The sequence below is a fragment of the Streptomyces shenzhenensis genome (assembly GCF_003688995.1).
GTDB lineage: Bacteria > Actinomycetota > Actinomycetes > Streptomycetales > Streptomycetaceae > Streptomyces > Streptomyces shenzhenensis_A.
Genome location: NZ_PENI01000065.1, coordinates 1 through 15002, shown reverse-complemented (window position 1 = coordinate 15002; position 15002 = coordinate 1). Strand labels below are relative to the sequence as shown.

Below are 15002 nucleotides of genomic sequence, written 5' to 3'. Positions count from 1 at the left end.
GCCGCTGTTGGACAGTTCATTAGTAAGGCACCTGCGGGGCCATTGTTGTCACGAGTCACGACAGCGACGAGGCGACCGACGTCAACCCTGCCAGCCGGTCCCGGACCAGCCAGGTAAAGACTCACAGATCGTGTCAAGCCGTCTGCGTGACCGGTGGGGCGGAGGTGAACAGCCTCTTGTCACGCAGCATCGCCCAGAGCACGTCGACCCGGCGTCGGGCGAGCGAGAGCAGGGCCTGGGTGTGCAGCAAGCCCTCGGCCCGCTTCTTCAGGTAGTAGTCGCGGGACGGACCGGGCCGCATCATGGCGGTCTGGGCGGCCAGGCAGAAGACGTGCCGCAGACGTCTGTTGTAGCGCTTGGGCCGGTGGTAGTTGTTGGTGCGACGGCCGGAGTCCCGGGCGACCGGGGCCAGGCCGGCGTGGGAGGCCAGACGGTCGGCGTCGCGGTAGCCGGACAGGTCGCCGACGATGGCGACGAACTCGGCGCCGAGGATGGGGCCCATGCCGGGCATGGACTCGATGATCTCGGCTCGTTCGTCGGTGCGGAAGGTCTCACGGATCTCGCGGTCGTTGTCCTTGATCCGTTCGTCCAGGGCCAGGAGCTGGTGGGCGAGGTCGCAGACCAGCTTCGCGGCCCGCTTCTCGCCAGGCAGCGCGATCTGCTGGGCCTGAGCCGCCTCCACCGCCTTCGCAGCGACCGCGTCGGCGCCTCGGACCTTGCGCCGCTCCAGCCAGGTCGTCAGACGCTTGACACCGATCCGGCGAAGAGCGGCCGGAGTCTGGTACTCCGTCAGCATCACCACCGGGCCCTTGGCCGCGGAGTAGTCGAAGGCCCGCTCCAGAGCGGGACAGATGCCCACCAGCAGATCACGGAGCCGGTTGATCAGCCTAACCCGGTCGGCGATCAGGTCGGCCCGGTAGTTAGTCAACACCCGCAATGTGGTGACCAGCTCCGGAGGCGTGTCCAGCGGGGCGAAGTCCTTCGGCCGCATGCGGGCCTGGTCGGCGATGACCCGGGCATCGCGGGCGTCGGTCTTGCCCTCTCCCCGGTAGGCGCCGGACATGCGGTTGACCGTCCGGCCGGGCACGTAGACCACCTGTTGGGCGTGGGAGACCAGCAGGGCCAGCAGCAGGGTGGAAGCGCGGCCGGAGATGTCCACCGCCCACCGCACCTCGTCGGCTCGCTCGCGGGCGGTCTCGATCAAGGTGAGGATCTGGGCCTCGTCGTTGATCACCTTCGTCGAGAACAGCGTCTCGCCGTCGGCGTCGACCGCCACCGCCCAGTGGTGCCCCTTGCCGGCATCGATGCCGACCCATATCCGCGTGTCAGACGTGCTCAAGCCCGCCGCTCCGTATCCCTCGTGACCAGCACTCCATGGTCCGAAGAACACCCCGCCGACAGGTCCCTAACCAGCGATGACCGCAGTTCTCAATCAGTGGTCGGAGCGTCCCGGAGGACCGGGCGGCCATTCCTTCCGAGCCATCAAGGGCAACACCCGATCAGCCACACCCGGTCCTCCCGGACCACTCACATTCTTAGGGACGCCTGATGTCCGGAGTGCTGGTGACCGGGGGCACCGGAAAGACCGGGAAGGCGCTGGTGCGGGAGCTCCGCGACGCCGGTGTGCGGGCCCGGGTGGCCGGCCGTGACCCGGCCGCGGCCGGTCCTGATGCGATCCGCTTCGACTGGAGCGACCCGACCACATTTGCACCTGCGCTCGACGGGACGGACCGGGTCTTCCTGCTGCCGCCGGTGGCGAGTGTGGACCCGCTGCCGCTGGTCGAGCCCTTCCTGCACCGGGCGCAGCGTGCCGGTGTTCGGCGTCTCGTGCTGCTCGGCTCCGCCATTGCGCTGCCGAACGCGCCCAGCGCACTGGAGATGTCCGCTCAGGTCCGGGCTCGGCCCGGAGGCGTCGTGCTCCGCGCGTCCGGTTTCATGCAGAACTTCCTGCGCCCGCACCCACTGGCCGAGCGCATCCATCGACTCGGTGAGATCCGCACCGCGGCCGGTGACGGCAGGCTCGGCTGGGTCGACGCACGGGACATCGCGGCCTGCGCCGCCGCACTGCTGGCCGACCCGGGGGCGGACGCCCGGAGCGACTACCTGATCACCGGGGCGTGCGGGATGAGCTACCCGCAGGCCGCGCAGATCATCACCGCGCAGACCCGCCGACAGGTTCGAGTGAAGCGCATCACGGAGGAGGAACAGGCTGCCGCCTACCGTGCCTCTGGCATGCCGGCCGGCTTCGCCGCCGCTCTCGCCGCCGTCGAGCGCGGCATCAAGGAAGGACACGAGGACCGGGTCAGCACCACCGTGCTCGAACTGACCGGCCGCCCGCCGCGCACCTTCGCCGCATTCGTCTCTGATCACGCGTACGAGTGGACGCGGTAGGCCACGACAGCAGCCGGCTCTCCAAGGGCTCGCAGATCATCAACATGGCGCCCTGATCCTGCTGTTGCCGTCCTCGGCGGGATCCACCGCACCTCCGCGCCTGCCGCTCGGGAGCATTGGTAGCGTCGCGGGATGCGCCGCGTCGGCCGGCACGGCGCGCCGACCGATCGAGAGAGACCTGATGCCCCCGACGATCCGCAGGGCCGTCATCCCCGCCGGACTCGGCTCCCGTCTGCTGCCCCTGACCAAGGCGATCCCCAAGGAAATGCTTCCGGTCGGCGACAAGCCGGTCATCGAGCACACGGTGCGGGAGCTCGTGGACTCCGGAATCACCGACATCACCATTGTCGTGAGCAGCGGCAAGTCCCTGATCCAGGACCACTTTCGGCCGAACCCGGGCCTCGTGGACCAACTGCGCGCCGACGGCAAGACAGCGTACGCGGACGCGGTGGAGGAGGTCGTCGAACTCGCCCGTAGCGGCCACATCACCTACCTCGACCAGCACGGCCCGTACGGCAATGGCACCCCCGTGCTGAACGCCGCGCGTTCCTTCGGCGACGAGCCCGTCCTCGTCCTGTGGCCTGACGACGTGTTCGTCGCCGAGGTGCCGCGCGCCCAGCAGCTGATCCGCGCGTACGAGCAGACCGGCTGTCCGGTGCTGGCCCTGCTGCCGATGGACCGTGATGACTCCCAGCGCTACGGCGTGCCGATCGTCAAGGAGGATCTGGGCGGCGGACAGCTGCGGATCACCGGGCTGGTGGAGAAGCCCGAGCCGGCCGACGCGCCATCGGAGTACGCGGCCATCGGCGGCTATGTCATCACCCCGGGCATCGTGGACGAACTGCGTGAGCAGACCCGCCGCTGGTACGAGGCCCGGGACAAGGGCGGGCCGGTGGGCGAGGTCTATCTGACCGACGCGATCAACGCCTACGCCGCGAGCCGCGCGGTCTACGGGCAAGTCATCCGCGGCACCTGGTACGACACCGGCAATCCGGCCGACTACCTCGTGGCCCAGATGGCACACGCGCTGGCCCACCCCAAGTACGGGCCCGTCCTGCGCAACCTGGTCCACCGGCTCGACAACTCCACGCCCGACAGCACCGCCTGAGCCGCTCCCGTACTCGGGCCGCCCCCGGCAGCGCCGGGTCGCAGCGGGCTACGGCAGCGTCGCCGGGCTGGAGGCAGGTACCAAGTCGTCGTCCCCGTCGTCCCGCAGAGTGGAAACCGCGGCAAAGACGTAGAGACAGCCCGCCGTCACCACCGCCAGACCGGCCAGCAGCGGGGTCCAGGCCCTGAACCTGGCAGCGGCCGTCCGGCCACGGAACTGCTTCTCCAGGAGGGCAAAACCACGGATGGTGGCCACGCCGACACCCGTGAGGGTCAGCGCCATCCCGACACCGAACGTGATCACGATGGCCAGGGCGCCCAGCGCACGACCCGTGAGCAGACCGCTGACGAAGATCAGGAACGCCGACGGCGACGGCAGCAGTCCGCCCGAGAACGCCAGTGCCAGCAGGCCCTGGCGGGACCATGGATCGACCAACTGCTCCGCGTGCAGGCGGGCGTGGGCATCGGCCTCCTGCGAAGCGGTCTCGTGGCCGTGGTGTTCGTGGGAGTGCCCGTGAGCGTGGGCGTGCTCGTGCTCGTGGTGAGGCTCATGAGAGTGGCTGTGGCCGTGGGCATGCCCACGGCGGCGCAACTGCCGGTAGACCAGGCCCACTCCCACGATCGCGACGACCGCTCCCGCCGCGGCCTGCATCCACGCGGTGGCGGTCTTCGTGCTGATCGCCGTGCTGCTGACGCCCACCCACAGCAGCGCGAGCACCAACACCGAGAAGGTGTGCATCGTGGCAACGATCACGCCGAGGCGTACCGCGTCCTTGTAACGTCCCCGCGTTCCCACCAGGTATGCGGCGGTGATGCTCTTGCCGTGGCCGGGAGCGACGGCATGAGCGGCGCCGACGCCGAGCGCGACGATCAAGGCGACCCAGAAGAACGCGTTCCCGTCGAAGAGGGCTATCAGGTGGTTGTCGAGGCTTCCGATGCCTGTCATGCGCTGCTCCTGGTACCTGAACCGGTGTCGGCGGTCGTCACGGCTTCCGTACCTGGGTCGCCCGGGGCTGCCGTGGACACAGCGGGGAAGCCCGGTCCCGCGACGGTGGCGCCGTCGGCGCGGGCGGCCGTACGGCGGCGCGATCGCCGCCAGGCCCACCCGCCGATGGCCAGGGCGGCGACGAACGTACCGACGGAGAAGGCCACGACCGTCCCGCGAACGCTTCCGCCCGAGGCCGTGAACCGTATGTGTGTGGTCGGCCGGGCAGAGGTGAACAGCGTCTGCTGCGGCTCGGCCGGGCCGTCCGAGGTGAGCATGGTCCGGTACGCCGGGTGAAGGTCCGTGAGGGCGCTGATCGTGACGTCCACCTCGACCACCGGGGCCGGGCAGACGAAGGCCAGTTGAGCTCCTCGGCCGAGGAAGTCCTTCATCTCCCCGGCCACTGTCCCCCGGCAGGGCCGGCCGGCCTGACCCACCGAGATGTGCTTCAGCAGGTAGGCCCGAACAGCCGGTGACTGCCGCAGCCTCTGCTCGAACGACGCCCCCGGGGAACTCCCCCGGCCCTGGCCGTTGAAAGCCCCGAGTGACTGGCCGAGCGTCACCCAGTCCAGCTTGTCGGTGTTCCAGGCGAGCAGAACACGGGAACCCTGGACGCTGACCTCGGCGGTGGACGGCGGACCGAACGGGTGCGCGGCCGCAGAGGGAGCGGGCCCCACGAAGGCGGCGGACACCGCCAGTGTCACCCCTGCCAGCAAGGTGCCCGGCGACGGCCGGACCGGAGCGCGCGAACGGGCCAGGATCTGCAGGGACACGGTGCGGTTCTTTCGTACGGGCTGTGAGGTCCGGCGCTCGATGACACAGCGCCGAAACGGCACTTTGTACAACTGGCCGGACATTTTCCGGACGATCACGTGGAGAGCAGATGAACTTGCGGGCTCGGCTGCCGGCCGGCCTTTCCGTCACGCCGTCGGTCACCCCGCGGCAGCCGGCTGATGGACGCCGGAGTGTCTTGCCGACCGCTCGCGCAAGCGGTGTGCGGTCGGGGGTGTCAGGCGTTCTGCTCCTTCGGGAAGTGGGGGCGGAGGTTGGCGGCGAGGACGCGGTCGAGCGCCTTGTCGGGCAGGATCCGCTGCAGGCGGGTGAGCAGGGCCGCGTCGCGGCCGATGGTGTAGCGGGTGCGCGGTCGGCGCACGGTCGCGGCGTCGGCGATCACCCGGCCGGCGGCCTCGGCGGGCAGCCCCGACTTGGTGAACGCGGCCGCCTGGTTGATGATCGCCTGCAGCAGCCCGCCGTAGCGGCCGCGCTGGGCCGGTGAGAGTGCGGCGATGGTGTCGCGCGCCCGCTCGATGCCGTGTCCGGTCATCTCGGTCTGCACACCACCGGGTTCGACGACCACGACCTGCACGCCGTGGGGCGCGAGCTCGCGCCGCAGGGAGTCGCTCATCGCCTCCATGGCGAACTTCGCGCCGGCGTAGGCGCCGTAGGTCGGCATCGCGACCTTTCCTCCGACGGAGCTGATGTTCACCACCCGGCCGGAACTGGCGTGCAACGAGGGCAGGACGGCCTTGGTGACCGCGACATGGCCAAAGAAGTTCACCTCGAACTGCCGCCGCCACTCGTCCATCGTCAGCACCTCGACCGGCGCGTTGATGGCGATGCCGGCGTTGTTGATCACGGCGCGCAGCGGCCGCCCTGCCGGGTCGTCGGCGATACGGCGAGCGGCCGCCGCGATCTGCCCGGGATCGGTGATGTCCAGCATCACCGGCTCCAGCTGCGCAGTGCGCAGCGCGTCGGCGTCGGACTGGCGCCGGACGCCCGCGAGGACGTGGTAGCCGCGGTGGGCGAGCTCGCGGGCGGCCGCGGCGCCCATGCCGGTCGACGCGCCGGTGATCAGAATCAGCTCAGGACGTTCTTGTGACGTTGTCATATGAAGCAAGGTAGCAGTTCACATGACATTGTCAACTGAGCCATGTGACACCGTCACGTAGCATGGATCCATGGTCAGCAGAGTGGAGAGCGCCGCAGCGACGCGGCATGCGCTGGTCGACGCCGCGGCCGAACTGCTCGACGAGGGCGGACCCGACGCGGTGACCCTGCGCGCGGTGGGCGCCCGGGCCGGCGTGTCCCGCGGCGCCCCCTACGGACACTTCCCGGACAAGGAGCACCTGCTCTCCGCGGTCGCGGCCAAGAGCTGGGCGGAGGTGGGCGGGGAACTCGATGCGCTGATCACGGAGGAACACCTGTCGCCGACTGACCGCCTGGAGCGCGCACTGGCCGGGCTGATGCGGGTCGGCCGGCGGCGCCCGCACACGTACGCGCTGATGTTCGGTGCGCCGTCCGGCGAACTGTCCGACGCGATCGCCGCGGTGTCACGCACGCACGACCAGTTCCTCTCGATCGTCACGGAGGCCATCGGCGATCCGGGACGCGCCCGGCCAGTCGGCGCGATGCTGCTGACAAGCGTGCACGGCATCATCGGCATGGAGAACGGCGGCCACCTCGACATCGAGAAATGGCACGTCACCGGCGACCAACTCCTCGAAATGATCATCAAGTCCGCAGCGACGCACGGTGTTCGTTGCTCACACTCTTCGAATAGACGCAAGTTCTGAATTGCTCACACCCGTGAAATCCTTGTCAAGCGTGAAGCTCGTCACAATAAATAGGTGCGTTCTGGGGGCCCGGTAAGGCAATTTCGCGCTGGTATCGTCGAGTGAATGATGGGTCGACTCGTCGTCAAAGGCGCACGCCAGCACAATCTTCGAGATGTGTCGGTTGATTTTCCACGCGATGCGTTGGTTGTCTTCACCGGAGTGTCCGGATCAGGGAAGTCGAGTCTCGCGTTCGACACCATCTTCGCGGAAGGTCAGCGGCGCTATGTCGAGTCCCTTTCCGCGTACGCCCGCCAGTTCCTGGGGCAGCTCGACAAGCCGGACGTGGACGCGATCGAGGGTCTGTCCCCGGCGATCGCCATCGACCAGAGGACCACGGGCCGGAACCCGCGCTCCACCGTCGGCACCATCACCGAGGTGTACGACCACCTCCGCCTGCTGTACGCGCGCATCGGCCGTCCGCACTGCCCCGAGTGCGGTGAGCCGGTCCGCCGGCAGACCCCGCAGCGCATCGTCGACATGTTGCTGGGCGAGGACGAGGGCACACGTTTCCAGGTGCTGGCCCCCCTCGTACGGGACCGCAAGGGCGAACACCGCGACCTGTTCAGGCAGTTGAGCGCCGACGGGTTCAGCCGGGTGCGGGTGGACGGAGAAACCTGCTCGGTGACGGCGGTGCCGGCGTTGGACGGGCGCAAGAAGCACCGCGTGGACGCGGTCGTGGACCGTCTCGCCGTGAAGGCGGGCATACACCAGCGGCTGACGGAGTCCGTGGAGACGGCCCTCGGGCTGGCGGGCGGCGTGGTGAAGGTGGACTTCGTGGACCGGGCCGAGGACGACCCGCGCAGAGAACTCGTCCTGTCGGAGACACTGGCCTGCCCCCGCTCCCACGAGGTGCGCCTCGACGCGCTGGAGCCGCGGCTGTTCTCGTTCAACGCCCCCTGGGGCGCCTGCCCCGTCTGCACAGGGCTCGGCACCCGCACCGAGGTCGACGTCGCCCTGGTCGTTCCCGACGACAGCAGGTCTCTCGCCGAGGGAGCCATCGCACCGTGGAGCAACACCAGCGGTGCAGCCTACTTCGGGCACCTGCTGGACGCGCTCGCCGCCGAACTCGGCTTCAGCACGGCCACCCCGTGGCGGGACCTGCCCGCTGACGTGCGCGAGACGGTGCTGCACGGCAGCGAGCACCGTCTTCATGTGTCGTACCGCAACCGGTTCGGCCGCGGGCGTTCGCATCTCACCCGCTTCGAGGGCGTCGTCCCGCACATCGAGCGACGCCACGCCGAGGCCGCGCAGGCCGACACCGCAGGCGGCGGGCGGTTCGCCGGGTACCTGCGCGAGGTGCCCTGCCGGGCCTGCGCGGGCGCGCGCCTCGCGCCGCACGTCCTGGCCGTCACGGTCGGCGGCCGGAGCATCGCGCAGACGGCCGGCCTGAGGCTGGAGGAACTCGCGGACTTCGTCGCCGACTTGCGGCTCACGGACAGCGAACAGCGCATCGCCGCCTCCGTACTCGGCGAGATCACCGGGCGGCTGCGCTTCCTCCTCGACGTGGGCCTCGACTATCTGTCGCTCGACCGGCCTGCGGCCACCCTCTCGGGCGGCGAGGCCCAGCGGATCCGGCTGGCCACGCAGATCGGCGCCGGCCTGACCGGGGTGCTCTACGTGCTGGACGAGCCCTCCATCGGGCTGCACCCGCGCGACAACGGGCGGCTCCTCGGCACGCTCAAGCGCCTGCGGGACCGCGGGAATTCGGTGATCGTCGTCGAGCACGACGAGGAGACGCTGCGGGCGGCCGACTGGGTCGTGGACATCGGACCGGGCGCCGGCGCCCAGGGCGGCCACGTCCTCTTCTCGGGCACGGTCCCGGAACTGCTCGGCCACCCCGGCTCCGTCACCGCCGCCTACCTCGCCGGCCGCCGCGCGATACCGTTGCCGGCCCGGCGACGAACCCGGCACCCCGACCGCGTGCTCACCGTGCACGACGCCGCCGCGAACAACCTCCGGCAGGTGACGGTGTCCTTCCCCATCGGACTGCTGACAGGCGTCACCGGGGTGTCCGGGTCGGGTAAGTCCACCCTGGTCAACGACATCCTCTATACGTCGCTCGCACGGCAGTTGCACCGCGCTCACGCCGCTCCCGGCCGGCACCGCGCCCTCACCGGAAGCGAACACATCGACAAGGTCGTCCAGGTGGACCAGACGCCGATCGGCCGCAGCCCCCGCTCCAACCCGGCCACGTACACCGGCCTGTTCGAGCAGGTACGCGCCCTGTTCGCGCAGACACCGGAAGCGAAGGTGCGCGGCTACCGGCCCGGCAGGTTCTCCTTCAACGTCAAGGGCGGCCGCTGCGAGAGCTGTTACGGGGACGGCACGGTCCGGGTGGAGATGAACTTCCTGCCCGATGTGTACGTCCCCTGCGAGACATGCCGGGGAGCCCAGTACAACCGCGAGACGCTGGAGATCCACTACAAGGGCAGGTCGATCGCGGACGTGCTCGGGATGACCGTCGCAGAGGGACTCCGTTTCTTCGAGGGGCACCAGATCATCTCCCGCCAGCTGCGCGGGCTCGACGCCATCGGACTCGGCTACATCCGGCTGGGCCAGCCCGCCACGACCCTGTCCGGCGGCGAGGCCCAGCGGGTGAAGCTCGCCGCCGAACTCCAGCGCCGCACCCGCGGCCGCAGCCTCTATGTGCTCGACGAACCCACGACCGGCCTCCACGTCGCGGACGTCGAGAAGCTCCTGCTGGCATTGCAGCGACTCGTCGACGGAGGGAACACGGTCGTGGTCATCGAGCACAACCTCGACGTCATCAAGTCGGCGGACTGGCTCATCGACATGGGGCCGGAGGGCGGTGCACGGGGCGGACGGCCCGTCGTCCAGGGCACTCCGGAACAGGTGGCCGCCCACCCCGACTCGCACACCGGCAGATACCTTCGCCCCTTGCTGGAGTCGGCATGAGCACGGCACACACGGCAGCGGCGGAGCAGGGCTTCGAGGACCCGTTCACGGAGCCGGAGCCCGAGGAGGACGCCCCGCCTGCCCGGCTCCGCACCGAGGGCGCCACGGTCGACCCCGTGAAGGACTACCTCCGGCTCATTTCCCGGGTCCGTCTGCTCACCGCGGAACAGGAAGTGGAACTCGCCAAGCGGATCGAGGCCGGCCTGTACGCCGAGCGCCTCCTGGAGGAGCGGCCGGAGACCGACGCACACACCCGGTGGGAGTGGACAGCCCTCGCGGCCGACGGCCGGCGGGCGAAGGAACATCTCACCGAAGCGAACCTGCGCCTGGTGGTCTCCGTCGCCAAGCGGTACGCGGGCCGGGGCCTGGACTTCCTCGACCTCATCCAGGAGGGGAACACGGGCCTCATCCGGGCAGTCGAGAAGTTCGACTACGCCAAGGGGTTCAAGTTCTCGACGTACGCCACCTGGTGGATCAAACAGTCCATCTCCCGCGCCCTCGCCGACCAGGGGCGGACCATCCGCGTCCCGGTGCACGCCGTCGAAATCATGAACCGTGTGGCACGCGTGCGCCGGGAGCTGATGCGTGACACCGGTTTTCCACCGTCGGACGACGACGTGGCAGAGAAATCCGGAATCAGTGTCGAACGTCTCCAAGAGATGGATTCCTACGCGAAAGAGCCACTTTCCCTGCACCTCTCGATCGGCGACGACGGGTCCGGCGAGCTGGGCGATCTGATCGAGGACAGTGATTCTCCGGCCCCCTGGGAAGCGGTCCGGCACGCAGTACTCCGCGACACCCTTCTCGCCGTGCTCGCCCATATGACGGCACGTGAGGCCGGCATCATCTCGCTGCGCTACGGGCTCACGGACGGAAGGCAGCGGACCCTGGAAGAGATAGGGCAGGTCTACGGCGTGACGCGTGAGCGGATCCGTCAGATCGAGGGCAAGACGATGTCCAAACTGCGCCACCCCTCCCGCTCGCAGGCCCTCAGGGACTACCTCGACGCCGACTGAGGATGTGACGCTCCGTCACCCCGAGGGCAAGCCCCTACCGGACTGGGAGCCCGGCGCCCATATCGAGCTGATGCTCGACAACGGGCTCGCGCGCACCTACTCGCTGTGCGGAGACCCCGCCGACCTCGACCGCTGACACATCGCAGTCCTGCGCACCGGCGACAGCTTTCTCCCCGGCACGGAGATCCGGGTGCGAGGCCCCCGCAACACCTTCGCCCTGCGCCCCGCCAAGCGCTATCTGTTCGTGGCCGGCGGCATCGGCGTCACACCGCTGCTGCCCATGATCGCCGCGGCCGAGTCCGCCGGCGCCGACTGGCGTCTGCTGTACGGCGGTCGCAGCCGTGCGTCGATGGCGTTCGTCGACCGCCTCCAGCCGTACGGGGCCCGGGCCCGGATCCGCCCCCAGGACGAGCACGAGCTCCTCGACCTGGGCACCTTCCTCGGCCGGTGGGTCCCCAAGGACCGTCCTTCGACGTGGTGTGCGACGCCTCCGCGGTCACCGTACGGGTGGAGCCCCACCAGAGCGTCCTGGCCGCGGTCCGTGCGGCGGGCGTCGACGTCATGTCCTCCTGCAGCGAGGGCATCTGCGGCACCTGCGAGACGGACGTACTGGCGGGCGAATCGGAACACCGCGACACCGTGCTCGGCGCGGAGGAGCGCGCGGCCGGCGAGACGTTGATGATCTGCGTCTCGCGCTCCCGCGGCCCCCGTCTGGTCCTCGACCTGTGGACCGGTGCCGCGGCCCGGTGACGACCGCGCCGGAGCTGCTCGACGTCCCCGGCCCGGAAGCCGCAGCCGACGTCTGGAGCCGTATCGAGACCTTCTTCGCCACGCACCTTCACCCCCACCACCAGCACCACCAGCCGCGAGAGGAAGCGCCGTCATGAGCGCCCCGCACACCACGAGCACCGCCCACGGGGCCGACGCGTTCACCTTCGAGTGGGTGCTGCAAGGTCCGCTACCGAGCCTCAGGAAACTATACCTTCTGGATGGTACAGTTTCGTCGTCGGCCGGTTCCGCACTCCGCTGCCCGCGCTCCCCGGCCTGCGGAGTGCGACTCCCTGGCCACCACCCCCTTGCTACGGACATGACGGCCGCACCCTTGCCTGCCCGGCGCCCGCCCTGGGAGGCGCGCCGGAGACGAACGGAGGAACAAAGACCATGAACGGCAGCGCAAGGCGCTGGTGGCTGCTCGGGACCGTGTCGGTCGGGCTGCTGCTGATCACCCTGGACATGTCGGTGCTGTACACCGCGTTGCCGACGCTGACGGAGGACCTGGGCGCCGACGCCTCGCAGAAGCTGTGGATCATCAACGCGTACCCGCTGGTCATGGCGGGTCTGCTCCTGGGAGCGGGCACACTGGGAGACCACGTCGGGCACAAGCGGATGTTCCTCGTGGGACTGTCCCTCTTCGGTGCGGCCTCCGCGGCCGCGGCGCTCGCGTCCTCGCCCGGCATGCTGATCGGAGCCCGTGCCTTCCTGGCGGTGGGCGCCGCCGCGATGATGCCGGCCACCCTCTCCCTGATCCGGGTCACGTTCGACGACGAGCGTGAACGCTCCATCGCCATCGGCCTCTGGGGCTCGGTGTCCGTGATCGGCACGGCGCTCGGGCCGATCCTGGGCGGCCTGCTGCTGCGCTACTTCTGGTGGGGGTCGGTGTTCCTGATCAACGTGCCCGTGGTCGTGCTCGCCCTGGCCGCCGGCGCGGTGCTGGCGCCCCGCGACTCCGAGCGCTCGGACAAGCCCTGGGATCTCCTTGCGTCCCTGCTGGTCATGGCCGGCCTGGTGGGTCTCGTCCACGCGGTGAAGGAGGCCGTGAAGCCCGCTCCCCAGCCGCCGCACATCGTGCTGGCCCTGCTCGTGTCGGCGGCGGGGTTCACGCTGTTCGTGCTCCGGCAGCGCCGACAGAGCCATCCGCTGCTCGACTTCGCGCTGCTGCGCCACCCGCACATCCTGTCCGGCGTCGCCGCTGCCGCCATGGCCATGTTCGCCACGGCCGGCATCCAGCTGATCCTGGCGCAGCGACTGCAACTGGTCGTCGGACTCACCCCGTTGCACGCCGGGCTCCTGATCGCGGCCTTCGCCGTCGGCTGCCTGCCCGCGGGGGTCGTCGCCGGCAGCCTGGCCTGGAGCACCGGCCCCCGCCCACTCATCGTCGCGGGCCTCCTCAGCTCGGCGGCAGGCGTCCTGCTGACGCTCCTGCTCACGCCCGGCGCGCTGCCCCTCCTGCACATCCGGCCCGACAGCCAGCTGTGGGTCGTTCCCGGACTGATCGTCGCGGGCGCCGGTACCGGTCTGGCCATGACCGCGGCGTCCGCGGCCATCATGGCCAACGCGCCCGCCCACCGCGCCGGCATGGCGGCCTCGGTCGAGGAGGTCTCCTACGAACTGGGCAGCCTCTCCGGCGTCGCCGTCCTGGGCAGCGCGCTGACCTCGCTCTACACCGTCACCGTCCGCCTGCCGAAGGGCACCCCTTCGACGGCGGAGGACAGTCTGGAGCAGGCCTTGGCCGAAGCCGAGGGGCTTCCCGCAGACCGTGCCGAGGCCCTGGTGGACGCGGCTCGCTCCGCCTTCGACAACGGGTACGTCGTCACCCTGCTCCTCATCGCCGGCGTCCTGACCGCCGGCGCCGCCGTCACAGCACGACTCCTCGACCACCCGGCCACAACAGAACCGGAAACAAAGCCCGTTGCCTGACGCCGCCCCGTCCGGATCCGGTAACTGCGCCTCCCGGAGGGCGATGCCACCCTCGTCGACACACTCGGCGACGGCAGGATGAGGGACGTCATGCGCTCCCGCGTGGCACGCAAGGCCCGCGACGCCTCGACGGTACCGTCACCCCGCGGTGCGGGCGGACACGCCTGGCCGGCGAACGGGCACCGCTCAGAAGAGCACGGGCAGAGCTGGAAGAACACCGTGAACCTCCGGCCTACGCACCGGTGGCCGACCTCCGCGTCTCCTGAGGCAAAAAATGAACCATCCGGAAGGTATAGTTACGAAATGCGACCGAGTCAGAAGAACCTGATTCTCGATGCCGCGGTCCGGGTGACGGAACGGGACGGGATCACCGGCCTCACCTTGGAGTCGGCGGCCGAGGAGGCCGGTGTCACCAAGGGCGGCCTGATGTACCACTTCCGTACGCGGGACGAGCTTCTCGTGGCCATCCAGAAGCATCTGACCCGGCGCTGGGAGGAGTTGCTCGAAGCGGAGCTGGGCAAGCCGCTGGAAGAAGCGACCGTGCGCGAGTCCGTGACGGCGTACACCAGGGTCGGCGCCCAGGACACGGCCAGCAAGGCCGAACTCGCCTTCATGGTCGAGTCCGCCGCGAGCCCGGAGCTCGCCGCCATCTGGGACGAGCACATCACCCGCTGGGCTCCGTTCCCCACCTCTGCCGAGCCGTACGACATCGACCTGCTCGTCGCGCGGCTCGCGGCCGACGGGCTCTGGCTGCTGGAGGCAACCAGCGGCTTGCCGCTGCCCGAGTCGGTCAAGGCGGCCCTCCGAAAGCGCCTGGCCGAGCTGGCCGAAGGACGGACCACCGAGGAGGAGTGACGGGGAAGCGGGGCGCCGCTCGGCCCCGCTTCACATGGTTCACAGGGATCATGCACAGTGGCTGTGGATCATGCACATTGGTTATATGGACGTCGGGTATCACCTCGTCCGTGTATGGCAGCGGTGGCATTCCACTCATGCGCTGGTGGTGATTCCACTTGCCCTGATCGTGGTGATCACGCTTGCCGACGTCCATTCCCCGAACGGTGTCAGTCTCGGCCCGCTGCTCGTGGCGGCGCCCGCCATCACCACGGCGTTCGCCGGTCCCCGGCTGACCGGGCTGATCGGAGCGCTGGCGCTGGGTGCCCAGACGTTCCTGGCCGCGCGCAGTGGCGGGGTGGCCACCTCGAACCACATCGCCCAGCTCACCGGGCTCGCGGCCCTGTCGGTCTTCGCCGTGCTGGTCTGTTACGTGCGTGA

Annotated in this window: 11 protein-coding genes and 2 pseudogenes; 9 read left to right on the top strand and 4 right to left on the bottom strand. The window is 69.8% G+C overall.

Annotated elements, in window-relative coordinates; all coding sequences use genetic code 11:
* Window positions 1-133 precede the first annotated feature (133 nt).
* Window positions 134-1339 (bottom strand): IS110 family RNA-guided transposase, encoded by a 1206-nt coding sequence (locus CTZ28_RS45745; RefSeq protein ID WP_121895871.1) that lies wholly within the window; start codon window positions 1337-1339, stop codon window positions 134-136.
* 209 nt (window positions 1340-1548) lie between these two features.
* Here CTZ28_RS45745 and CTZ28_RS45735 point away from each other — a divergent pair, with 209 nt between their 5' ends.
* Entirely contained in the window at window positions 1549-2391 is an 843-nt protein-coding gene (locus CTZ28_RS45735) for an NAD(P)H-binding protein (protein ID WP_121895870.1), read from the top strand.
* 181 nt (window positions 2392-2572) lie between these two features.
* Complete coding sequence (locus tag CTZ28_RS45730) at window positions 2573-3499, top strand: UTP--glucose-1-phosphate uridylyltransferase (RefSeq protein WP_121895869.1); 927 nt, start codon at window positions 2573-2575, stop codon at window positions 3497-3499.
* A 48-nt stretch (window positions 3500-3547) separates the two neighbouring features.
* On the opposite strand, the gene CTZ28_RS45725 is transcribed toward CTZ28_RS45730, so the two are convergent.
* From CTZ28_RS45725 to CTZ28_RS45715, 3 genes are all read right to left on the bottom strand, one after another.
* Window positions 3548-4444, bottom strand: coding sequence for a nickel/cobalt transporter (locus CTZ28_RS45725; protein WP_121895868.1), 897 nt, complete (start codon window positions 4442-4444; stop codon window positions 3548-3550).
* Window positions 4441-5256: a hypothetical protein gene (locus CTZ28_RS45720; RefSeq protein ID WP_121895867.1), complete on the bottom strand. Its 816-nt coding sequence runs from the start codon at window positions 5254-5256 to the stop codon at window positions 4441-4443. Before CTZ28_RS45720 ends, CTZ28_RS45725 begins: the two co-directional genes overlap by 4 nt.
* 236 nt (window positions 5257-5492) lie before the next feature.
* Window positions 5493-6371: an SDR family oxidoreductase gene (locus CTZ28_RS45715; RefSeq protein ID WP_121895866.1), complete on the bottom strand. Its 879-nt coding sequence runs from the start codon at window positions 6369-6371 to the stop codon at window positions 5493-5495.
* 70 nt (window positions 6372-6441) lie between these two features.
* On the opposite strand from CTZ28_RS45715, the gene CTZ28_RS45710 reads away from it, so the two are divergent.
* The 7 genes and pseudogenes from CTZ28_RS45710 to CTZ28_RS45680 form a co-directional block, all read left to right on the top strand.
* Window positions 6442-7056, top strand: coding sequence for a TetR/AcrR family transcriptional regulator (locus CTZ28_RS45710; protein ID WP_121895865.1), 615 nt, complete (start codon window positions 6442-6444; stop codon window positions 7054-7056).
* Window positions 7057-7161: 105 nt separating this feature from the next.
* Window positions 7162-10014, top strand: a complete 2853-nt coding sequence (uvrA, locus tag CTZ28_RS45705; RefSeq protein ID WP_121895864.1) for an excinuclease ABC subunit UvrA — start codon at window positions 7162-7164, stop codon at window positions 10012-10014.
* Window positions 10011-11030, top strand: coding sequence for an RNA polymerase sigma factor (locus CTZ28_RS45700; RefSeq protein WP_121895863.1), 1020 nt, complete (start codon window positions 10011-10013; stop codon window positions 11028-11030). The genes uvrA and CTZ28_RS45700 overlap by 4 nt, the downstream gene beginning before the upstream one ends.
* A 4-nt stretch (window positions 11031-11034) precedes the next feature.
* Window positions 11035-11780 (top strand): annotated as a pseudogene (locus CTZ28_RS45695) (PDR/VanB family oxidoreductase).
* A 411-nt stretch (window positions 11781-12191) separates the two neighbouring features.
* Window positions 12192-13727 carry an MFS transporter gene (locus tag CTZ28_RS45690; protein WP_121895862.1) on the top strand — a complete coding sequence of 512 codons (1536 nt, stop codon included), beginning with the start codon at window positions 12192-12194 and terminating at the stop codon, window positions 13725-13727.
* A gap of 303 nt (window positions 13728-14030) precedes the next feature.
* Window positions 14031-14582, top strand: coding sequence for a TetR/AcrR family transcriptional regulator (locus tag CTZ28_RS45685; RefSeq protein WP_121895861.1), 552 nt, complete (start codon window positions 14031-14033; stop codon window positions 14580-14582).
* 145 nt (window positions 14583-14727) lie between these two features.
* Window positions 14728-15002: pseudogene (locus CTZ28_RS45680) on the top strand (serine/threonine-protein phosphatase); the annotation flags it as partial.